At 75.6% G+C, this 20,951-nt stretch carries 17 protein-coding genes; 11 read left to right on the top strand and 6 right to left on the bottom strand.

Translation table 11 applies throughout. The features are described from left to right. Positions 1 to 787: 787 nt before the first annotated feature. Positions 788 to 1,672, bottom strand: a complete 885-nt coding sequence (locus GA0070606_RS31700; RefSeq protein WP_176737174.1) for an ABC transporter ATP-binding protein — start codon at positions 1,670 to 1,672, stop codon at positions 788 to 790. Positions 1,673 to 1,963: 291 nt separating this feature from the next. On the opposite strand from GA0070606_RS31700, the gene GA0070606_RS31695 reads away from it, so the two are divergent. From GA0070606_RS31695 to GA0070606_RS31685, 3 genes are all read left to right on the top strand, one after another. Further along, a complete protein-coding gene (locus GA0070606_RS31695) occupies positions 1,964 to 3,277 on the top strand; it encodes a cation:proton antiporter (protein WP_245724506.1) in 1,314 nt (437 codons plus the stop codon). 149 nt (positions 3,278 to 3,426) lie between these two features. Then, positions 3,427 to 4,053, top strand: a complete 627-nt coding sequence (locus tag GA0070606_RS31690) for a GNAT family N-acetyltransferase (protein WP_091107078.1) — start codon at positions 3,427 to 3,429, stop codon at positions 4,051 to 4,053. Positions 4,054 to 4,155: 102 nt separating this feature from the next. After that, on the top strand, positions 4,156 to 5,574 hold the full coding sequence (locus tag GA0070606_RS31685; protein WP_091094513.1) for an RtcB family protein: 1,419 nt from the start codon (positions 4,156 to 4,158) through the stop codon (positions 5,572 to 5,574). A gap of 9 nt (positions 5,575 to 5,583) precedes the next feature. Here GA0070606_RS31685 and GA0070606_RS31680 read toward each other — a convergent pair whose 3' ends face one another. Both GA0070606_RS31680 and GA0070606_RS31675 read right to left on the bottom strand, forming a co-directional pair. Beyond that, a complete protein-coding gene (locus GA0070606_RS31680) occupies positions 5,584 to 6,012 on the bottom strand; it encodes an archease (RefSeq protein ID WP_091107064.1) in 429 nt (142 codons plus the stop codon). 168 nt (positions 6,013 to 6,180) lie between these two features. Beyond that, positions 6,181 to 7,743, bottom strand: a complete 1,563-nt coding sequence (locus tag GA0070606_RS31675) for an LLM class flavin-dependent oxidoreductase (protein WP_091107063.1) — start codon at positions 7,741 to 7,743, stop codon at positions 6,181 to 6,183. Positions 7,744 to 8,089: 346 nt separating this feature from the next. On the opposite strand from GA0070606_RS31675, the gene GA0070606_RS31670 reads away from it, so the two are divergent. Further along, the gene (locus GA0070606_RS31670) at positions 8,090 to 10,126 is read left to right on the top strand and encodes a ligand-binding sensor domain-containing protein (RefSeq protein ID WP_141721909.1); all 2,037 of its coding nucleotides are present in this window, start codon (positions 8,090 to 8,092) and stop codon (positions 10,124 to 10,126) included. A 65-nt stretch (positions 10,127 to 10,191) separates the two neighbouring features. Here the strand turns inward: GA0070606_RS31670 and GA0070606_RS31665 are convergent, their stop codons facing one another. Beyond that, positions 10,192 to 12,111 carry an NHL repeat-containing protein gene (locus tag GA0070606_RS31665; protein WP_091107059.1) on the bottom strand — a complete coding sequence of 640 codons (1,920 nt, stop codon included), beginning with the start codon at positions 12,109 to 12,111 and terminating at the stop codon, positions 10,192 to 10,194. 205 nt (positions 12,112 to 12,316) lie between these two features. Here GA0070606_RS31665 and GA0070606_RS31660 point away from each other — a divergent pair, with 205 nt between their 5' ends. The 6 genes from GA0070606_RS31660 (at position 12,317) to GA0070606_RS31635 (ending at position 18,008) form a co-directional block, all read left to right on the top strand. Further along, positions 12,317 to 14,554 carry a PQQ-binding-like beta-propeller repeat protein gene (locus GA0070606_RS31660; protein WP_091107057.1) on the top strand — a complete coding sequence of 746 codons (2,238 nt, stop codon included), beginning with the start codon at positions 12,317 to 12,319 and terminating at the stop codon, positions 14,552 to 14,554. Positions 14,555 to 14,688: 134 nt separating this feature from the next. Next, positions 14,689 to 16,224 (top strand): multicopper oxidase family protein, encoded by a 1,536-nt coding sequence (locus GA0070606_RS31655; protein ID WP_218106117.1) that lies wholly within the window; start codon positions 14,689 to 14,691, stop codon positions 16,222 to 16,224. A gap of 31 nt (positions 16,225 to 16,255) precedes the next feature. Beyond that, positions 16,256 to 16,633: a hypothetical protein gene (locus GA0070606_RS31650; protein WP_091107053.1), complete on the top strand. Its 378-nt coding sequence runs from the start codon at positions 16,256 to 16,258 to the stop codon at positions 16,631 to 16,633. 31 nt (positions 16,634 to 16,664) lie between these two features. Further along, the gene (locus GA0070606_RS31645; protein ID WP_091107051.1) at positions 16,665 to 17,267 is read left to right on the top strand and encodes an MBL fold metallo-hydrolase; all 603 of its coding nucleotides are present in this window, start codon (positions 16,665 to 16,667) and stop codon (positions 17,265 to 17,267) included. 235 nt (positions 17,268 to 17,502) lie between these two features. Beyond that, positions 17,503 to 17,721 carry a hypothetical protein gene (locus tag GA0070606_RS31640; protein WP_091107049.1) on the top strand — a complete coding sequence of 73 codons (219 nt, stop codon included), beginning with the start codon at positions 17,503 to 17,505 and terminating at the stop codon, positions 17,719 to 17,721. Positions 17,722 to 17,795: 74 nt separating this feature from the next. Beyond that, positions 17,796 to 18,008: a hypothetical protein gene (locus GA0070606_RS31635; protein WP_218106116.1), complete on the top strand. Its 213-nt coding sequence runs from the start codon at positions 17,796 to 17,798 to the stop codon at positions 18,006 to 18,008. Here GA0070606_RS31635 and GA0070606_RS31630 read toward each other — a convergent pair. Together GA0070606_RS31630 and GA0070606_RS31625 are read right to left on the bottom strand one after the other, a co-directional pair. Next, the gene (locus tag GA0070606_RS31630) at positions 17,915 to 18,712 is read right to left on the bottom strand and encodes a B3/B4 domain-containing protein (protein WP_245724893.1); all 798 of its coding nucleotides are present in this window, start codon (positions 18,710 to 18,712) and stop codon (positions 17,915 to 17,917) included. The two genes, GA0070606_RS31635 and GA0070606_RS31630, sit on opposite strands and share 94 nt — an antisense overlap. Before the next feature lies 1 nt (position 18,713). Continuing rightward, positions 18,714 to 19,325 carry a LysE family translocator gene (locus GA0070606_RS31625; RefSeq protein ID WP_091107047.1) on the bottom strand — a complete coding sequence of 204 codons (612 nt, stop codon included), beginning with the start codon at positions 19,323 to 19,325 and terminating at the stop codon, positions 18,714 to 18,716. Between the two features lie 65 nt (positions 19,326 to 19,390). Between GA0070606_RS31625 and pdxR the strand changes: the two genes are divergently transcribed. Further along, positions 19,391 to 20,866 (top strand): MocR-like pyridoxine biosynthesis transcription factor PdxR, encoded by a 1,476-nt coding sequence (gene pdxR / locus GA0070606_RS31620; protein WP_176737495.1) that lies wholly within the window; start codon positions 19,391 to 19,393, stop codon positions 20,864 to 20,866. The last annotated feature ends 85 nt before the right edge of the window (positions 20,867 to 20,951 follow it).

Below are 20,951 nucleotides of genomic sequence, written 5' to 3'. Positions count from 1 at the left end.
CGCCGGCGCACAACACCACGGTGGTGAGCGCGAGCACGATCAGGGGCGACACCCGGTCGGCCTGGTAGGGGCGGGTGAGGGCCAGCGGCCCGTACGGCGGCAGCCACCGCAGCCAGCCGAGCGGGGTGACGCCGTCGCCGACCATGCGGGCGAGCAGCCCGACACCGAGGAACGTCAGCGTGGCCCCGGTCGCCGCGGCCCGGGTGGGGAAGACCTGGGCGGCGAGGCCCGCCGCCGCGACGGCCACCGTGGTGACCAGCGCCAGGCCGGCGCCGTGCAGGACGGCTCCCCGGGCCGGGGTGCCGGCCGCGACGAGCGCCGCCGCGAGCGCGGCCCCGGTCAGGGCCGCCACGGTCGCCAGCACCGCGAGGTGCCGGCCGAGCACCGCCGCCGGCCCCGACCGGCCCGCGAGCAGGAGGTCCCACCGCCCGGCCGCCTCCTCGCCCCGGGTGACGCGGGTGGTCGCGAGCAGGCCCCAGACCGACAGCACGACGGCGAGGACGGTGCCGGTCCGCCAGACGGTGAAACCACCGGCGGTGTCGAGGGCGGCCGGCTCGCCGAACAGCGTCCGGACCGCGGGATTGCGGGCCAGGGCGGCGAGCGCGGCCGCGTCGAGGCCGTCCCCGACGTCCTGGTGTACGTGGTGGCGACCAGCGTCGACATCCCCACCGTCACGGCGAACACGACGGCGGCGCCGCGACGCACCTGGCGTACGGCCAGGCGGGTGACGGCGCGCCCGCCCCGGCCTGCGCGGGGCGGTGGCCGGTCGCCGCCAGGGCGGTGGCGGTCATCGGTCGGCCTCGCCGTAGTAGTCGAGGAAGATCTCCTCGAGGCTGGGTTCCCGGACGGTGAGGGCGGTGACGTCGGCGGCGGCGAGGGCGCGCAGCGCCGGCGCGGGTGGCCCGTTCAGGGAGAAGCTCAGCGTCCCGCCGTCCCGCGCGACGCTGCCGACCCCCGCCACGTCGGACAGGTCGGGCGCGGGGCCGGTGAACCGGGCGGTCACCTCCGTGCGGTGCAGGCGGCGCAGGTCGCCGACGGTGGCGACGTCGACGAGCCGGCCGGCGCGCAGGATCGCCACCCGGTCGCAGACGGCCTCGACCTCGGCCAGTTGATGGGAGCAGAGGAACGTCGTCTGGCCACGGTCCCGGGCGACCGTGACAGCGCGGCGGAACTCCTGTTCCATCAACGGGTCGAGCCCGCTGGTGGGCTCGTCGAGGACGAGCAGGGGCGCGCGGGTGGCGAACGCGGCGACCAACGCGACCTTCTGCCGGTTGCCGGTCGAGTAGGCGCGGGCCGGCTTGGACACGTCGAGGGCGAACCTCTCCACCAGTTCGTCGCGGTAGGCGCGGTCGACGCCCGGCCCGGTGGCGGCCAGCAACTCGAGGATCTCCGCGCCGGTGAGCTGCGGCCACAGGGCCACGTCGGCCGGCACGTACGCCAGCGACCGGTGGGCGGCGACGTCGCCGGCCTCGACGTCGAAGATCCACGCCCGGCCGGCGGTGGGCCGGGCCAGGCCGAGCAGCAGCCGGATGGTGGTGGACTTCCCGGCCCCGTTCGGGCCGAGGAAACCGAACACCTCGCCGGCCGAAACGGTCAGGTCCAACCCGTCGAGGGCCAGCAGCGTCCCGTAGCGCTTGGTCAGGTGGTGGGTGCGAACGGCGGATGTGGCCACGGCATGCCTCCGGTCGACGTGTCACGACTGCCGACCAGGCTTCCCGGCGCACCAACCGTCACCGTACTGCGCCGCGTCATGCGGGACAAGACGCGGTCACCCGGCGGCGGCGAAGCGCTCCCTGTTGTCGACCGGACCGACGACGAGGAGACGAGGTCGCCGTAGGAGAGGACGGTGCCAAGGCCGCCACTGCGTCGGACGTGCAGACCGTCGGTATGATCGCCGGGATCTGTGGAGCGCCGGGAAGTCTGGTCGGCACCGTGATGACCCGCGCCCTCGGAAGGTCTCCCCGTGCTGCTGCTGTCCTTCGCCGCCGTCCTGCTGGCTGCCGTCCTCGTGTCGGCGCTGGCCCACCGCACGATCCTGTCCACGGCGGCGCTGTTCCTGGTCGCCGGCTTCCTGCTGGGCGAGGACACCGGCGGCGTGCTGCACCTGCGGGCCGACTCGCCGATCGTGGCCGAGCTGGCGGAGCTGGCCCTGTTCGCCGTGCTGTTCACCGACGGCATGCGGGTGGGCTGGGCCGACCTACGCTCGGCGTGGCGGTTGCCCGGTCGGGCGTTGGGCTGGGGCCTGCCGCTGACCCTGCTGGTGACGGCGGTGCTGGCGCACTACGTGGCCGGTCTCGACTGGCCCGAGGCGCTGCTGGTCGGGGCCGTCCTCGCCCCGACCGACCCGGTGTTCGCCGCCGCGCTGGTCGGCAACGACAAGGTTCCGGCGCGCTTGCGGCACCTGCTCAACGTGGAGTCCGGCGTCAACGACGGCCTCGCCCTGCCGTTCGTGGTGGTGCTCCTGGCGGTGGCGGCCGGCTCGGACGACCTGCACCTGGGGGAGTTGGCCGGAGAACTGGCGGTCGGGCTGCTGATCGGGGTCCTGGTGCCGCTGCTGGCGATCGCGCTGGAGCGGACCCGCTGGTTCGCCGCGTCGACGGCCTACGCCCCGTTGAACGGGATGGCGATCGGCCTGCTGGTGCTGGCGCTGGGCAAGGCGACCCACGGCAACCTGTTCCTGGCGGCGTTCGCCGCCGGGATCACCGTGGCCACCTTCGGGCCGCGGCAGCGGGCGGCGTTCGAGCACTTCGGGGAGAACGTCGCCGAGCTGCTGAAGCTGGCGGCGCTGCTGGTGTTCGGGGCGCTGATCTCGGTGGAGTTCCTCGGGGAGATCTCCTGGACGGGCTGGGTGTTCGCCGTGCTGGCGATCGTGGTCGCCCGGCCGGTCGCGTTGTGGATCTCGTTCGCCGGGTCGGGACTCGGGCTGCGCGAGCAGGCCGCCGCCATGTGGTTCGGGCCGAAGGGCTTCGCCTCGGTGGTCTACGGTCTGCTGGTGCTGGAGTCCGGCATCGCCGCCGCCGACGAGGTGTTCCACCTGGTCGCCCTGACGGTCGTCATCTCGATCCTGGCGCACTCCTCCACCGACGTCGTGGTGGCCCGGGCCTTCGACGACGCCCGCGAGGCGCCGGCCTGGCACGGGGTGCTGCACCGGATCCGGCGGGCCCGGCGGTCGGCGGCCCCGCCGGCGCAACCCGCGGACCGCACGGCGGTCACCGGCCGCCGACCGCCCGAGCAGGGCCCGGTCACCACGGACGGGGCCGGCGAGGAGCGGTCCTGAGTGGCGGGCCGCCGGACTCCCGTCTCGGCGGCGGCGATCTGCCCCGGACCGTGGCCGTCGAGCGGGTGTGACCCGATAATCCCGCGCGCCGGTCGGGGCGCCGTGCGATGATCGCGCGCTGCGCGACCGAGCACCCCGGGGAGGACAGCATGGAGTTCGAGGTACGCCGGATCGGGCCGGAGTCGACCGTCGGGGCGGCGGACGTGCTCGCCGACGCCTTCGACGGGTATCCCTGGACGGCCTGGACGGTGGCGGCGGACCGGCACCGGGAAAGGCTGGCGGCGATGTTCGCCGGCACCGTCGAGGCGGTCGGGCTGCCCTACGGGGACGTGTGGGCGGCGGTGGGTCCCGACGGCCGGCCGGCGGCGGTGGCGGTGTGGCTGCGCCCGGACCGGCCGGTCCCGGACGAGGTCTGGGCCGGCGTCGCCGCGCGCGACGCGGAGCTGGCCGGCGACCGGCACGTGGCGATGTCGGCCGCCGACGCGGCCTGCGCCCCGCTGCGGTCGCCCGAGCCGGCGTTCCTGCTCGCCACCGTCGGCGTGCGCCGCGCCGACCAGGGCCGGGGGCTGGGCGGCCGGGTGCTGCTGCCCGGCCTGGCGGAGGCGGACCGCGCCGGCCTGCCGGCGGTGCTGGAGACGTCGTCGGAGGGAAACGTGCGGTTCTACCGGCGGCTCGGGTTCGCCGTGACCGGGCAGGTCCGGGTGCCCGACGGCGGTCCCCGTGTGTGGGCGATGCGCCGGCCGGCCGGGCGGGCCGCTGCCGCCGAGCGGGCGTGACGGGCGGCTTCCGGGGACGACCGGCCGTCGCCGAGCGGCTTCGGAGGCGGCCGGCCGTCGCCGAGCGGGTGTAAGGCGCGCCCGCCCGGGTAGCCGCCGGGAATGGAGCTGGTCGAGGAGTCGCCGTACCGCTTCCGGATCGACCGGCACGACCCGATGCGGGTGCCGGGAGTGGTGTTCGCGTCCCGGTCGCTGCTGCCCGACGCCGGCGCGGACAAGTCGCTGGAGCAGGTGGCGAACGTCGCCACGCTGCCCGGCATCGTCGACGCCTCGTACGCCATGCCCGACGTGCACTGGGGCTACGGCTTCCCGATCGGCGGCGTGGCCGCCACCGACGTCGCGCACGGCGGCGTCGTCTCGCCCGGCGGGGTGGGCTTCGACATCTCCTGCGGCGTCCGGCTGCTCGCCGCCGACGTCGACCGCGACGGGCTGCGACCCCGCCTCGACGCGCTGATGGACGGGCTGGGCGAGGCCACCCCGCGCGGGATGGGCAAGGGCGCGGTGTGGCACCTGTCCTCGCGCAAGGAACTCGACGCGGTGCTGCGCGGCGGCTCCCGGTACGCGGTCGAGCGCGGTTTCGGCGTCGAGCGGGACCTGCACCGCTGCGAGGACCACGGCGCGGTCGGCGACGCCGACCCGGCGCAGGTCGGCGAGCGGGCGATCGAGCGCGGCGCGCGCCAGGTCGGCAGCCTCGGCTCCGGGAACCACTTCCTGGAGGTGCAGGCCGTCGAGGAGGTGTACGACGAGGCGACCGCGACCGCCTTCGGGCTGCGTCCCGGGCAGGTCTGCGTGATGATCCACTGCGGGTCGCGGGGGCTGGGCCACCAGATCTGCACCGACCACGTCCGCGCGATGGAGAAGGTGATGGCCCGGCACGGCATCCACGTGCCGGACCGGCAGCTCGCCTGCGCCCCGGTCTCCTCCCACGAGGGCCGCGCCTACCTGGGCGCGATGGCCGCCGCCGCCAACTACGCCCGCGCCAACCGGCAACTGCTGGCCGACGCCGCCCGGAAGGTCTTCGCCCGGGTGACCGGCAGCCGGCTGGACCTGGTCTACGACATCTCGCACAACCTCGCCAAGATCGAGGAGCACGAGGTCGACGGCGAGCGCCGTGCGCTCTGCGTGCACCGCAAGGGCGCCACCCGCGCGCTGCCGCCGGGCCACGCCGACCTCCCCGACGACCTGCGCGACGTGGGTCAGCCGGTGCTCATCCCCGGTTCCATGGGCACCGGCTCGTACGTGCTCACCGGCGTGCCGGGCGCGCCGGCGTTCGCCTCCACCTGCCACGGCGCCGGGCGGGTGCAGAGCCGCAAGCAGGCGGTGAAGGCCGAGCGCGGCCTGGACCCGCGCGGCCAACTGGAGGCGCGGGACATCGCGGTGCGCGGCGCGTCCCGGCGCGGCCTGGCCGAGGAGATGCCGTCGGCCTACAAGGACGTCTCGGCGGTGGTGGCGGCGGCCGAGGGCGCCGGGCTGTGCCGGAAGGTGGCCCGGCTGGTGCCGCTCGGCGTGGTGAAGGGCTGAGCCGGCGGCTCACACGTCCAGCGTCACCGCGCAGGACCAGCCCGCGCCGTCGCGACCGAAGCGCAGCTCGTGCAGGGAGACGGCCTTCGGTACCGCGCCGACCAGCTCGACGGCGTCGGTGTCCGTCGTGCCCCAGCGCACCGTCAGGCCGCCGGCGCCGTCGTCGGCCACCTCGGTGCGCAGCGGCAGCTCGCCCTCCGTCTCCATCCGGAAGATCACCTCGTCGAGTACGGCCACCAGCAGGTCCTCGTCGTCGCCGGCGGGCGCGCGGAACTCCCGGCCGCCGTCGGGCGCCGCCCCGGCGGGGTCGACGAACGTGTCGACCAGCGCGGCGACGGCCTCGGCCACGCACTCCTCGCGGGTGGGCGCCCACGCCTCGACGCGCACGTCGGCGGTGTGCGGCACGCAGCGGTGCCCGCGCTCCGGTCGTCCGTCCATGCCCCGATCATCCGCCACGGCACCGCCGCGCACCGGCGGTCGGCGCAGGACGTGGCGGGACCGACGCGGGCGGGGCGGGCGGGGCGGGCGCGGGCGGGCTCGACGGCGGGCCCCGCGGGCCGTGGCGGGCTCGGCGGGCCGAGGCGGGCTCGGCGGGCCGTGGCGGGCTCAGTGCAGGCCGAGGCGGGCGATGGGCTCGACGAGCTCGCGTTCCTCGTAGGCGAGGTGGGACAGCAGCGTGTCGCTGAGCAGGTCGACCGCCGCGCGCAGCTCGGCCGTCCCGTCGGAGACGGAGACGAACGCGACGAGGGCGCGGTCGACCCGTTCCAGGACGTCGTGGATGGCGTGGTGCTCCTGCTCCAGCCGGTCGAGCACCGGCGCGAGGCGGGGGTCGCCGGCGCGCAGGTGCGGGAAGATGCCCCGGTCCTCCAGCGTGTGGTGGGTGGTGACCACCCGGCAGTACGACTCGCAGTAGGTGCCCAGTGTCCACTTGTTCTGCCGGATCGTCATGGTGTTGATGTGCGAGCGCGCGGTGCCCGCGTCGACCAGCCCGGCGCCCACCTGCTCGACGAGGTCGTACAGGCGCGCCAGTTCGGCCCGCAGCCCGTCGTGCACGTCGACGAGGTGCTGCGCGTCGGCCTGGTCGTGCGGCGGGTAGGCGCGGTCGGGGTCGGGCGCGGGACCGGTGGGCCGGGTGCTCTCGTCCCAGACGCGGATCGCGCTGCGGCGTACGCCGTCGTCGGGCGTCGGGACGACGGCGAGGGCGCCGGCGGCCGGGCGCGATGCCGTCGCGGGCGCCGCCGGGGTGGCGACCGGCACCGGCGTGGCGGGCGCGGTGGCGGCGGCACGCTCGGCGGCCACGAACTCGCGGACGGCCGGGGCGACCTCGGCGGCGAAGCGGCGCAGGTCCTCCGGGTCGTCGCTGCCCAGGATGAAGGTGCTGACGCCGTCGCCGAGGGCGAGGTCTGCCAGTTCCTCGGCCCACTGCTCGGCGGGGCCGTGCAGCGGGCCGCGGCCGACGGCGGTGAAGCGGCCGGTCACGTTGAGCAGCCGGCGGACGTCGCCGGGAGAGCGGCCCGCCTCCCGGGCCGCCTCGTCGATGAGGGCGTTGCCCCGGGCGAGGTCGCCGGGCTGGAGGTGGCCCAGCGACGGCAGCCACCCGTCGGCGAGCCGGCCGGTCAGGGCCAGCATGCGCGGCTTGTACGCGCCGAGCCAGATCTCCACGTCGTGCGCGGGCGCCGGGCCCCGCTTCGCGCCGACCACCCGGTGGAACTCGCCGTCGACGCGGACGCCGCCGCGCGCGTCGACGTCCCAGAGCTGGCGGATGACCTCGATCGCCTCCGTCAGGGCCCGCACGCCCTGCCCGGGGGAGAGCCGACGCCCGCCCATCGCCTCGATGGCCTCCCAGAACGCGCCGGCGCCCAGGCCCAGCTCGATCCGGCCGCCGCTGAGCAGGTCGAGGCTCGCCACGGCGCGGGCGAGGACGGCCGGCGGGCGCAGCGGCAGGTTCGTCACGTTGGCGGCCAGCCGCACGGTGCCGGTGCGGGCCGCGACGAAGCTCATCAGCGTCCACGTGTCGAGGAACGCCGGCTGGTAGGGGTGGTCCTGGAAGGTGACCAGGTCGAACCCGAGCTGCTCGGCCAGGACGGCGAGGCCCACCACCCGGCCCGGCTCGGCGTTGCCGGGCGTCAGGAACGACCCGAAGGTCACCGGGTGGCCGTAGTCGCCCATGTCCGCGTGTTCCCCCTGTCCCGCGGCCCGTCGGGCCGCTCGGCAGATGGTATGCCGGGCCGCGGGTGGCGGCTGCGGTGATCGAGGATGCCGCCACGCGGTACGGGGTCGCGGCGCCGGGCGCAGGACCGGCCCGGCGGGCGTTGACGCCGGCAGGCAGCGGTCCTAGTGTCTTTACGGGCCGGGCCGTTATCTGTCTCATGGTGAGTGTCCATCCTCGCCAGGCGGGCCGGTGCCGTGGACAGCCGGCGCACCTACCCGTCGCCGGGGTTCCCTGCCACAGATCCGGATCCGACCGTTACGGCTCGACCGCCCCTCGCGGTCGCGGGAAGAGGAGCAGGCGCTGATGACGAACCGCCGCATGTTGATCCGTTACGCCGCCGCGCTCGCGGTGGCACCGGCCGTCCCCGCCGCCTGGCCCGCGCCGCCCGCGTCGGCCGAGCCGGCCGCCGGGGTGACCGTCGACCCCTTCGGCATCCCGCTGCGCGACGTCCTGCTCATCGGCGGGACCGTCGCCCCCGGGCCGGACGGCACGCCGGTGCTCTGGTCCGCCGTCTCGGGCGAGCCGGCCCGCCTCGCCGCGATCGACCCGGCGACCGGGCGGACCGTCTCCGACCAGGAGCTCACCGGCGCGCCCGGATCGTACGCGGTCGCCGCCGCACCCGACGGCACTGTCTACGTCGGCGCGTACAGCACCGGGCACCTCTACCGCCGCCGGCCCGGCCCGGACAGCCCCGTGGAGAACCTCGGCCGGCCGCTGCCGTCGGAGACGTACATCTGGCGGATCGCCGTGGACGACGCGGGCGTCGTGTACGGCGGCACCTTCCCCGGCGCGCGGGTCTTCGCCCACGACCCGGCCACCGGGGCGACCCGCGACTACGGCCAGGTGCTCCCCGGCGCGCAGTACGTCCGCAGCCTCGCCGTAACCGCCGACAAGATCTACGCCGGCACCCAGCCGGACGCACACGTCCTCGAGATCGACAAGGTCACCGGCGAGCGCCGGGAGCTGCCGCTGCCCGACGGGCTCGGCGCCGGCACCGGCCAGACGGTCTACGACCTGAACGCCCACGACGGGCGGGTCTACGCCCGCTTCGGCTCCGCCATCAACGGGCGGCTCGGGGTCTACGACACGGTCGGGCGGCGGTGGACCGACCTGATCGACGACGTCGCCGGCCTGGACGTCTCCGCCCCCGGCCCCGGCGGCCTGGTCTACCTCACCCGCGCCGGCCGGCTCACCGGCTACCACCCGGGAACCGGGAGGTTCCGCGACACCCCGCTGGTCTTCCCCGGCCGGGTGGTCAACAACCGGGGCATCGGCTGGGTCACCCTCGCCGACCGGGACTGGCCTGGCCGCACGCTGGTGGGGCTGCTCTGGCGCGGCGACATGTTCCGGTGGAACCCGGTGACGGGCCGTGCCGACGTGGTGCCGACGGACGTGCCCGGCGAGCCGATCCCGATGGCGGCGCTGCACGTCGGGCCGAGCGGCGCCGTCTGGGTCGGCGGTTACCTCAACGGCGGCCTCGCCCGGGTCGATCCCGACACCGGGGCGTCGACGTTCCAGCGCTTCGCGCAGGTGGAGAGCGTGCTGGAGACCGGCGGCCAGGTCTGGCTCGGGGCCTACCCGGATTCGCGGCTCTACCGTTACGACCCGGCGCGGCCGTGGAGCAGCCCCGAGTACTCGCCCGGTCTGCCCGGCAGCGCCGACAACCCGGCGAAGGTGCTCGACCTGAAGGCCGCCGACCAGGTGCGGGCGCGGGCGCTGACCGACGCGGGGGACAGGGTCGCCTACGGCACCATGCCCAACACCACCCTCGGCGGAGCGTTGGCCATCGTGGACAAGGCGACCGGCGCGGCGCGCGTGCACCGGCCCGTGGTGACCGACCAGTCGATCGTCAGCCTGGCCCACGTCAACGGCCTGATCGTCGGCGGCACCTCGATCGACGGCGGGTACAGCGTGCCCCGGCCCACCCAGACCGAGGCGCGGCTGTTCGGCTGGGACGTCGCCACCGACAGCGAGGCGTTCCAGCTCGTCCCGGTGCCCGGCGCGCGGGCGATCCCGGCGCTGGCGGTGGACCGCTCGGGACTGCTCTGGGGGCTGGCCGGCGGGCAGCTCTTCGCCGTCGACCTGGCCGCTCGCGCGGTGGTGCGGCGCGTCACCCTCGCCCCCGGGGTGGCCGACAGTCGCGGCAGGCTCGGCTACGACGCCTCCCGTCACCGGCTGTATGCGCTGGTCGGCGGGCGGCTGCTGGCCCAGGTCGACCCGGCCACCGGCGCGGCGCGGCAGCTGCTGGACCAGCCGGCGGAGTTCCTCGCCGTGCACCCGGACGGCCGGCTCTTCCTCGGGTCGGGCGAGCACCTGCACCGGGTCACCGTGACCGGCTGACCGGGTGAACGGACGCGGGCCGGCGATCCCCGGAGGATCGCCGGCCCGTCCTTCCGTGCGGTCGACTAGAGCTGGACGCGGACCAGGTCGCGGCCGCGCAGCGCGTAGAGCGCCGAGCCGTCCGGCGCGGCGGCGAGCAGGGCGCCGCCGCCGTACCACTGGGCGTTCAGGCCGGTGACGAACGGCGTGACCGTCATCGTCGCCGGGTCGAGCCGCCAGACGTCCCTACCGTTGGTGCCGTAGATCGTCGAGCCGACCTGCGCCAGGGTGCTCTGTCCCGGGGCGACGGCGGTGGACGACACGACCTTCCGGGTGCGCCGGTCGACGGCGAAGAGCACGCCGGTCTCGGTGAGGCCGATGATCCGGTCGCCGGTGGCGACCAGATCGACGATCTGCTTCGCGCCGGGGACCGGGGTGATCTCCCAGGTCTTCGTCCGGGTGGCGAGGTCGAACCCGGCGAGCCGCGCCTCGGTGGCCCGGGGCGTGGTGCCGAAGCCGCCGTTGACGCTGCTGCCGAGGTAGGCGGTGCCGTGCTTCACCGCCACCGACCGGATCGACTGGTCGGCGACGACGTCGCGGTGCACGCTCAGCGCCCCGGTGCGGGGATCATAGAGGCTGACCGCGCCGCCGTGGCGGCCGTAGTCCGGCTCGGTGCCGACGACGAGCAGCCGGTCGGCGGGGGACCAGGTGGCGTCCAGCGGCCGGGTCTGCTCGGCCCCGATCGCGGCGACCCGGCGCGGGTCGCCGTCGGGCGCCATCCGGAACAGGTACGCCAGGGTGTAGACCGACATCCAGATCTCGCCGGCGACCGGTGTCATCGCCTTCGCCTCGCCGGGCAGGAACCGGCGGGTGGAGGTGCCCGCCGCCAGGTCGTGCACCTGCACGCCGGCCTTGCCGGAGACGTACACCCGGGGGCCGTCGGTGGCGATCGCCATGGCCAGCTCCGGCGCCGGCGGCATGCCGGCCTGCGTGAGGTCGACGCCGGTCAGCTGCCCGGTGTCCAGGTCGTAGGTGACCACGGTGTTGGTGACGACGCCGCGTAACTGGTCGCCGGTGACGAAGATCCGGCCGAAGGAGGCGCCGTCGTAGGGCACCGCGAGGGTGCTGAGCTGCCCGGTGTCCCGGTCGTACTTCCGCAGGGTGCCGGACGGGCGGGTGCCGAGGTAGACGTCGTCGCGCGCCGGGTCGACGGCGATGGCGGTGATGAAGCTGTCCGGCGTCTGCACCACCTCGTACCGGGACGGGTTCGCGGTGTCGATCAGCAGCATCGTGCCGGTGGGGGAGAGGGCGGCGGCGAGCAGCCCGTTCTCCAGGGCGAGGGTGCCGACGAAGGTGCGGTCGGCGTACTCGGGCGGCAGGATGTCCCGCTTGGCGCCGGTCGCCCGGTCGATCGCGATCAGGTGGGCGTGCGCGCCGACCCCGGCGTAGATGGTGGTCGCGTCGACGGCGATGCTGCGCACGTACTGCTCGCCGGGGACCGCGACGCCGTAGTCGCGGGTGGCGCCGGTGGCCGGGTCGTAGGAGAAGACCCGCCCGCCGGGGTAGGTGCCGCCGTAGACGACGCCGTCGGGCGCGGTGTCCAGGGCCCAGATGTACCGGTCCGGGGAGACGTCCGCGACCTTGGTCACCCCGGTGCCGGTGGTGTCGATCCGGTACAGGTCACCCGGCTCGTAGGTGCCGACGTACAGGTCGGTGCCGACGGCCGTGGTGGCCCAGGCGCCGCCGCCGGTGGGCAGCTCGTAGCGCTGGTTCACCCGTTGCTCGGCCAGGTCGTAGCCGCCGACCACGACGGGGGTCACGCCGCCGGTCGCGGTGTAGATCGTCCCGTCGATCAGCTCGGAGCCGTTGACCGAGGTGACCTCGGAGGCAGGCCCGAGGGCGGTGACGGTGCCGGGCGGTGGGGCCTCGGCGTGGGCGGGCCCCGCCGGGACCGCCAGGGTGGCGGCGACCAGCAGCAGGGCCGCGGTGAGCGCGGTACGTCGCAACGCAACCTCCATTCTCGTGTTTCGGTCAGGGCTTTAACCGGCACAGCCCATCACGTGCCACGGCTCCTGTCGAGGCTTCGCGGCCAACTTGCACCCGTTACGCGGACATACATGGCGACCTCTGGAATTCCGGTCGCCACCGTAATAATGTGCCGGCATTGTCGAACGTGGAGGTCGCGCCTTGTCGCCGTTACGTCGTCCCCTCGTGCCCGCCGTCGTCCTCTCGCTGGCCGTCGCACTGCTGCCCGGCCCTGCCGCCGCCACGCCGGCCGCCCCCGCGCCCGGCGCCGTCACCGACTTCGGGGTCCAGCAGACCGCCCTCACCGTCTTCGAGGCCCACTACGGCACCGGCGCCGCCGGCCGCCCGGTCGTCTACGGGGTCCAGATGGGCTCGCCCGGGGTGCTCAGCGTGACCGACCCGGTGACCCGGGAACTGCTCGACACCGCCTACCTGCCCGACTCCTCCGGCGCCTGGGGGATCACCCAGACCGCCGACGGCACCGTGTACGCCGGCAGCTACCCCAACGCCCACCTCTACGCGTACGACCCGGACACCCGGGCCACCGTCGACCTGGGCGCGCCGGTGCCGGGGCAGACCGTCCTCTACGGACTGCGTCCCGGCGCGGACGGCCGGATCTACGGCGGCACCTACCCCGGGGCGCACGTCTTCTCGTACGCCCCCGGCGAGGGGTTCCGCGACCACGGCCGGATGTACGCCGGCGAGCAGTACGTCCGGGACGTGGCGGTGGACGCCGCGCGGAACGTGCTCTGGGCGGCCGTCGGCACGGCCGGCCACCTCGTCCGCCTCGACCTGACCACCGGGGAGAAGCGCGACATCTGGCCGGAGGCGCTGCGCGGCGACGCCAACTACCCGTACGACATCGACCTCGTCGGCGGGAAGCTCTTCGTCAAGCGCAACAAGCTCCAGGCTCTCGTCCTGCACCCCGACACCGGTGCCGTCCTGGCCGAGGGCTTCACCATGGGCTCGCGGGGCACCTCGCCGCTCGCCCCCGACGGCCGGTCGGTCTACTTCACCTCCGGCGTCGAGCTGTGGCGCTACGACCTGCCGACCGACACCGTCGGGCCGGTGCGCGACGCCGCCGGCGAGCCGGTGCTCAGCGACGGCGCGGGCATCGGGTTCGGCTTCCTCGACGGCCGGCTCCACGCCGTGATCGGCAACTACGGCGGACAGGCCCTGCGGTACGACCCCGCCACCGGGGCCAGCGAGCGCTACCGGCTGCCGTTCCCGCCGCAGGCGCTGGACATCAACAACATCACCGCCGGCCCGGACGGTCGGATCTGGACCAACCTCTACATCAACGGCAACCTGGCGGTCCTCGACCCGGCCACCGGCGCCGCGGCCAACGTCGGCCGGCTCGGGCAGGCCGACGGGTTCGGCTGGCACGGCGGGAAGATGTACCAGGGCGTCTACCCGTACGGCGGGGTGCTCGTCTACGACCCGACCCGGCCCTACCGGCTGGGCACCAACCCGCGCGAGCTGTTCCGGCTGCAGCCCGAGGGTCAGAACCGGCCGATCGCCTTCGCCTCCGCCGGCAGCCGGGTCTACGTCGGCAGCACGCCCGACTACGGCCTGTGGGGCGGCGCGCTGACCGTGTACGACACCGCGACCGGGGCCCGCGTCACGCGCCGGAACATCGTCGCCGACCAGGGCGTGATCAGCCTGGCCGTGGTCGGCGACCGGCTCTGGGCCGGCACCACGATCGGCGGCGGCGGGGGCACCACGCCCCGGGCCGCCGAGGCGAAGGTGTTCGCGGCCGACCTGGTGACCGGCGAGAAGACGGCCGAGTACACCCCGGTGCCGGGCGCCGACGCGATCACCTCGGTCGTCGCCGGGCCGGACGGCATGGTCTGGGGTCTCGCCGACGGCGAGGTCTTCGTGCTCGACCCGGCGTCCGGCGCGGTGACGCACCGCTTCGACGTGCCGGGCGGCTCCTCCGGGGTGGCCGACGAGCTCGTCGTCAGCGCCGCCGACGAGCACGTCTACGCCTCGCTCGACGGCTACCTGCTCAAGATCGATCCGCTGTCGAAGGCGGTGCGGGTGATCCGGGACGCGCAGACCTACCGGCTGACCCAGGACGGCGAGGGCAACCTGTGGTTCCGTAACGGGGTCAAGGCGCCCAACCGGGCGGTCCAGTACGGCTCGCACCTGCTGCGGTACGTCCCCGAGGTGGACGCCTGCCCCCGCTCCGACCTGCGTCCCCACGTGTACGCGGGCGCCGGGACCACGGTGCCCAACCGGTACGCCGAGAACGGCTGCACGGTCAACGACCTGATCCGCGACGAGGCTCGCTGGGACGGCCACGGCGCGTTCGTCGCGCACGTCGCCTCGGTGACCGACGGGCTCGTGGCGTCCGGCCTGCTCGACGACGCGGAGCAGGACGCGATCGTGGCGGCCGCCGCGACGTCCCGGGTCGGCCGGTAGCCGGTCGCCCCGGGGGTGTGGGGCCGTGGCGGTCGGGGAAGTCCCGGAGTCACCCCGGAGATCCGCCCGGTCCGCTGGCCGGCGCCCGGATAGGAAGGCACGCTACAGGTACCGACCCTACTGGAGGTGCCGACGTGCCCACCCGACGACGATCCCCGGCCCGCGTCCTCGTCGGTGTGCTCGCCGTGGTGCTCGTACTCTGCTGCGGAGGGGCCGCCGTGGGTGGCTGGGCCCTGGCCCGCGGCGGCACCGACACCGTCGGGCAGGTCGACTTCGTCCGCCCCCTGGCCGTACCACCGCTGGCGACCTCGCGGGTCGACGGTCAGGGGCGGCGGGTGTTCGACCTGCTCGCGCGCGAGGGGCGGCGGGACTTCCGCGGCGACGGCCGGCTCACCCGCACGGCCGGCTTCGACGGCGACTTCCTCGGGCCGACCCTGCGGGCCGGGCGCGGCGAGCGCGTGGTCGTGAACGTGGTCAACAGGCTCGCCGAGGCGACCAGCGTGCACTGGCACGGCATGCACCTGCCGGCCCGGATGGACGGCGGCCCGCACCAGCCGATCCGGCCCGGCGCCACCTGGTCGCCGACCTGGACGGTGGACCAGCCGGCCGCCACCCTCTGGTACCACCCGCACCCGCACGGCGCCACCGAGGAGCACGTCTACCGGGGGCTCGCCGGCATGTTCATCGTCGACGACGACCGGGAGGCGGCCCTGCCGCTGCCCCGCCGGTACGGCGTGGACGACGTCCCGGTGATCGTGCAGGACCGCAACTTCTCCCGCAGCGGCCAGTTCAAGAAGACCCGCAACATGATCGCGGGCATCGGGGTGCTCGGCGACACGCTGCTGGTCAACGGCACCGTCGGGCCGTACCTGGACGTCACCACCGAACGGGTCCGGCTGCGCCTGCTCAACGGCTCCACCGCCCGCGCGTACGACTTCGGCCTGTCCGACGGGCGGCCGTTCGCACTGATCGGCAGCGACGGCGGGCTGCTGCCCCGTACCGCGCGGGTCGACCGGGTGCAGCTCTCCCCGGGCGAACGGGCGGAGATCGTGGTGGACGTCCGCCCGGGGGAGCGGGTGACCCTGCGCAGCTTCCCGCCCGACCTCGGCGCCGGCGCGCTGGCCGACCGGTTCGCCGGCGGGGCGGACCGCTTCGACGTCCTGCAACTGCGCGCCGCCGGCACCCTCGCGGCGTCACCGCCGGTGCCCGACACGCTCGTGCCCCTCGACCGGCTGGACCCGGCCTCCGCCGGGCAGACCCGACGGTTCACCCTCGCGGGCCGCGCCATCAACGGCCGCTCCATGCGGATGGACCGGATCGACTTCGCGGCCACCAGGGACACCACCGAGGTCTGGGAGGTCGTCAACTCCGACGGCGCCCCGCACAACTTCCACGTGCACGACGTGCAGTTCCAGGTGCTCTCGGTCGGCGGGCAGGCGCCGCCGCCCGCGCTGGGCGGCTGGAAGGACACCGTCTACCTCGCGCCGCAGCGGCCCGTCCGGCTGATCCTGCGTCTCACCGACCACAGTGACCCGAACGTGCCGTACATGTTCCACTGTCACCTGCTCTACCACGAGGACGCCGGGATGATGGGCCAGTTCGTGGTGGTGGAGCCGGGTCAGCGGGCCGGTCGACCACCGGCGCCCGCCGAGCACGCCGGCCACGACTGAACGTGTCGCACGCCCCCGCTACCCTGCCGGCATGATCATGGACGACTCGGACGCGACCACCGTACGGTTCCTCCGGATGATGCGGGCCACCCTGCGGGAGGAGAAGGCCGGCGAGGGCACGCTCGGCCGCACCGTCGAGCTGGCCCGGGCCTGGGGCACGAGCGAGGCCGCGGACGCGCGGCTGCGCGCGGCGCTGCGGCGGCTGCACGGCGAGTCCCCGGATCCCGACGACCCCCGGCAGGTCGCCGACGAGTGCGCCGACCTCGACCCGGACGACGAGCCGGATCCGGGCGCGGCGGTGCGGGGCCGGGCGATCGGCCGGTTCGCCGCGAACGCCCGCCGGCTGCGCGAGGGCGAGATCGGCCCCGACGAGTTCGACCGGATCACCGGCGAGGGCCGGGAGGGCTGACGGGCGTGGGCCGTCGGCGTACGGTCGGCGGGTGCGGGTCACCAAGTTCACCCACTCCTGCGTCCGGCTGGAGCACGACGGCGGCGTGCTGGTCGTCGACCCGGGCACGTGGAGCGAGCCGCGCGCCCTCGCCGGCGCGGACGCCGTGCTGGTCACCCACGAGCACACCGACCATGTCGACGTGCTCCGGTTGGCCGGCCTCGGGGTGCCGGTCTTCGCGCCCGAGGGCGCGGCGCTGCCCGATCTCGCCCCGCTGCCCGTGACCCGGGTGCGCGCCGGGCAGCGGTTCACCGCCGCCGGCCTCGCCGTGACCGCGCTCGGCGGCCGGCATGCCACCATCCACGACGGCAAACCCGACTGCGCCAACCTCGGATACGTCGTGGCCGACGAGGTCTACCACCCGGGCGACTCGCTGCACCCGCCGGACCGGCCGGTGCGCACCCTGCTCGTCCCGGCCCAGGCGTCCTGGCTGAAGCTCACCGAGGCCATCGACTTCGCCCGCGCCGCCGGGGCGGGCCGGGTCGTCCCGATCCACGACGCCCAGCTCAACGAGCGCGGGCTGGCCAGCGTCAACGGCTGGTTCGCCGAGACCGTGCCCGGCTACCGCTTCCTGGCGGCGGGCGAGTCCGTCTGACGGGCGCGCCCGTCCGCCCGGCGGGCACCTCGGCCGGATCGGGCGGGGGTCGGGCGGCGAGCCGGCCGCGCCGCACGCGCCCCGGCGGGCGGGCCGGGTGCGGCGCGCCGGGCGCGGGCGCCGCCGCCCGTCCGGCGCCGTGGCGCCTCCGACGGACCACCGCCGAGGGTGTCGGTCCGGTAAAGGCGTCGCCCGCGCTGTGCCGTCCGCGTGGGAATTGCTATACGGTCGGCGGGTGAGGGTCGAGAAGCACTGGTGGAACGGCGACACGTCCCAGCGTGGGCGCCGCGACGTGTACATCCGCACCGACGGGCAGCGCTGGGACGTGCAGGTGCAGATCGGCGGCGCGTCCGGCCGCTCCCGCGTGCAGGAGTGCCCCGGCCGGGCCTCGGCGGTCATTCTCGCCGGCGCCTGGCGCGGCGAGAACCCGGCCTGGCGCGAGTTGCCGAGCTGACCGGCGGCCCCGCGCCGACACCGCAGCGGGCCCGCCACGCGGCCGGCCGAGCCGCCGCCACCGACCGTGTCCGGATGGTCACGCCCGACCACTTCATCCCGCTGCTCTACCTGGCCGGCCTCGCCGGCGCGGCCGGCGGAGGCTCGGAGGTGCTGGTGGACGGGTACGCCCACGGCTCGCTGTCGATGACCGCCTACACGGTGGGGCTGTCCTGCCGCACCGACACCCCGCTGGCCGGGGCGCCCACCCTGCCGGCGGGCGTGCCGACCGACTCGTCCGGCATCTGAGGGTCGAAGCCGGGCGACGTCGCGGTCAGCAGCCTGGTGCGGCACGTCGCCGACCAGCCGGTGGCCAGGGCGTCGGCGAGGGTGGCCAGCAGGCGCGGCACGTCCCGGTCGGCCGAGTCGTGCATCGCCTCGACCACCACCAGGACGGTCTCGGTGTCCTCGCGCACGGCCGACCAGCCGCTCTGCCGGTTGGTCCAGCGCCGGGCGTGCGCCCGCCCCCGCGGATCCGCGAAGATCACCTCGCCCGGGTCGGGGCGCTCCTCGGCACCGCCGAACGTCAGGTAGCGCTCGTCGCCCCGCGCCGGCCGTACCTCGAGCCCGCCGCCGATCCGCGTCGCGTCGAAGATCCCGACCGGGATGGCGTACGCGGCCGAGACGGCGTTGCCCAGGTTGACCAGCGGGTGCACCTCGGGCAGTCGGCCCTCGGTGCGCAGCCGCCGCAGCAGCGACTCCGCCGCGCAGCGGTATCTCGTCGGGGCCAGCCCCGTCCGGGCGAACGTCCGTCGCCACGCCTGGATCTCCGGGAAGCCCGCCTCGGTGCCTCCGGCGAGCCGCTCCCGCGCCACCGCGTGCAGCTCGTCGAGGGGCAGCGCGGCGCGGGGCGCGCCGCCGACGCCCTCGGCGTACAGGACGCCGGCGACGAGCCCGGGGTGCGCGGTCCAGATCTCGGGGGAGTGTCGGAAGTGCACGGTGGTGTCCCTCATCTCAGGCCTCGGCGCGGGCCAGCAGCAGCCCGAGCCCGACGAACGAACCGGCGAAGCCCCGGCGCAGCCAGCGGGTCACGGCCGGCCGGGCCAGCACCCGGTCGCGCACGGCGCCGGCGAGCATCCCGTAGGCGGCGAGCACCACGAGGGTGAGCAGCATGAACACCGCGCCGAGGAACAGCATCCGGGTGAGCTGGTCGGGTGCGCCCGGTCGCACGAACTGCGGCAGGAAGGCGAGGAAGAACATGGTCAGCTTCGGGTTGAGCAGGTTCGACAGGACCGCGACCGCGATCACCCGGGCGGGCGAGGGCGCGGGTGCGGCCGTGTCGATCGTGAACCCGTCGCGGTCCCGCAGCGTCATCCAGGCGAGGTAGAGCAGGTAGGCCACCCCGCCGTACTTGAGCACCTGGAACGCCATCGCGCTGGAGTGCAGCAGCGCGGCCAGGCCGGTGACCGCCGCCGCCAGGTGCGGGACGACGCCCAGGGTGCAGCCGACGGCGGCGAGCAGGCCCGCCCGGGGACCCCGGCCCAGGCCGGCGGCGAGTGTGTAGATCGTGCCGGTGCCGGGGGTGGCGACCACGAGGAGGGAGGTGAGCAGGAACGCGACGGTCATCGTCGTCCTTTCCGGATGGTGGGCGGGTGTGGCGACGTCTCCTACTCTGCTGCCAGCATGGTCCGATGCGTAGTGCCAAACCAGGCGATGCCGAGGGGTCCATAACTGCCGGGTCGGATTTCCTGCACCTCGACATCGCCACCGCGCCGCCCGGCCGCCGCGCCGACTGGCTCGCCGACCAGCTCCGCCGGGCCATCGCCGACGGTCGGCTCCCCGTCGGCGGCCGACTGCCCGCCACCCGGGTGCTCGCCGCCGACCTCGGCGTCTCCCGGGGCGTCGTCGTCGAGGCGTACCAACGGATGGTGGAGGAGGGCCACGTCGCCGGCCGGGGGCGCGCCGGCACCGTGGTCGTGGCCGCGCCGGCCGCGACGCCCGTACGGTCGGGCCCGACCGCCGCGCCCCCACCGGCCGCGCTCTTCCCGCGCGCCCCGGGCTCCGGGATCTTCGACGCCGTACGCACGGCGCCCGCGCGAATCGACCTGACGCCCGGCGTACCCGATCTGGCGGCCTTCCCCCGGGGGGACTGGCTGCGCGCCGAGCGGGCCGTGCTGCGGCGCCTGGCCGCGTCGGACTTCGGCTACGGCGACCCGCGCGGCGCGCCCGCGCTGCGGCGGGCCGTCGCGGCCTGGCTCGCCCGCAGCCGGGGCATCGCCGTCGACCCCGCCGAGGTGATCGTCACGACGGGCGTCTCCCAGGCGCTGGGGCTGCTCGCGCAGGCGCTGCGCCCGGCCGGCGTCGACACCGTCGCCGTGGAGGACCCGGGCTCGCTCGGCGTGCGGCAACAGCTGAACAACTGGCGGGTCGCCACCCCGCCGATCGCGGTCGACGACGCCGGGCTGCGGGTCGACGAGCTGGCGGCCAGCGGCGTGCCGGCGGTGCTGCTCACCCCGGCCCACCAGTTCCCGACCGGCGTGGTGCTCGACGGCGAACGACGCCGCCGCGTCGCCGCGTGGGCCCGGGCCGGCGGGCTGGTCATCGAGGACGACTACGACGCCGAGCACCGCTACGACCGGCCGCCCGTGCCCGCCCTGCGGGCCATGCTGCCCGACCACGTCTGCTACGCCGGCAGCGTGTCGAAGCTGCTCGCGCCCGCCCTGCGGATCGGCTGGCTGCTGGTCCCGGCGCGGCACCGGGACGCGGTGGTCGAGGCCAGGCGCAACGCCGACCTGGGCAACGCGGTGCTGCCGCAGCTGGTGCTGGCCGAGCTGATGACCTCGGGCGCGCTGGAGCGGCAGCTGCGGCTGCTGCGCCGACGCCACGTCCGGCGGCGCGACGCGATGGTCGCCGCGATCGCCCGGCACGTGCCGGGGGCGACGGTGCACGGGGCGGCGGCCGGGCTGCACCTGACGGTCACGTTCGACGGCGCGGTCACGGACACGGAGGTGGCGGCGCGGGCCCTGGAGCGCGGGGTGAAGGCGCAGCCGCTGTCCTGGCACTGCCAGCGCCCCCACCCGCCGGGGCTGGTCCTCGGCTACGCGGCCAACACGGTCTCCGACATCGAGGAGGGCGTCGAGGCGATCGCCGCCGCGCTGGCCGGGTGACCGCCCCCGCCGCCTCGATGAGGGCGGGCCGGCCGGCGGTCTCGGTGCTCCGGCCCGCACGCGGCGAGGCCGGCGCGGACGGCGA

This window comes from Micromonospora citrea (genome assembly GCF_900090315.1).
GTDB lineage: Bacteria > Actinomycetota > Actinomycetes > Mycobacteriales > Micromonosporaceae > Micromonospora > Micromonospora citrea.
The sequence above is the reverse complement of the archived record's forward strand: the minus strand, read 5'-3'. Positions and strand labels throughout refer to the sequence as shown.

Coding starts and splice junctions, on each gene's coding strand:
- pdxR (WP_176737495.1), top strand. CDS start 19,391: ATGCGTAGTGCCAAACCAGGCGATGCCGAGGGGTCCATAACTGCCGGG.
- GA0070606_RS31675 (WP_091107063.1), bottom strand. CDS start 7,743: ATGGGCGACTACGGCCACCCGGTGACCTTCGGGTCGTTCCTGACGCCC.
- GA0070606_RS31650 (WP_091107053.1), top strand. CDS start 16,256: ATGATCATGGACGACTCGGACGCGACCACCGTACGGTTCCTCCGGATG.
- GA0070606_RS31630 (WP_245724893.1), bottom strand. CDS start 18,712: ATGAGGGACACCACCGTGCACTTCCGACACTCCCCCGAGATCTGGACC.
- GA0070606_RS31685 (WP_091094513.1), top strand. CDS start 4,156: ATGGAGCTGGTCGAGGAGTCGCCGTACCGCTTCCGGATCGACCGGCAC.
- GA0070606_RS31680 (WP_091107064.1), bottom strand. CDS start 6,012: ATGGACGGACGACCGGAGCGCGGGCACCGCTGCGTGCCGCACACCGCC.
- GA0070606_RS31625 (WP_091107047.1), bottom strand. CDS start 19,325: ATGACCGTCGCGTTCCTGCTCACCTCCCTCCTCGTGGTCGCCACCCCC.
- GA0070606_RS31690 (WP_091107078.1), top strand. CDS start 3,427: ATGGAGTTCGAGGTACGCCGGATCGGGCCGGAGTCGACCGTCGGGGCG.
- GA0070606_RS31670 (WP_141721909.1), top strand. CDS start 8,090: ATGACGAACCGCCGCATGTTGATCCGTTACGCCGCCGCGCTCGCGGTG.
- GA0070606_RS31635 (WP_218106116.1), top strand. CDS start 17,796: ATGGTCACGCCCGACCACTTCATCCCGCTGCTCTACCTGGCCGGCCTC.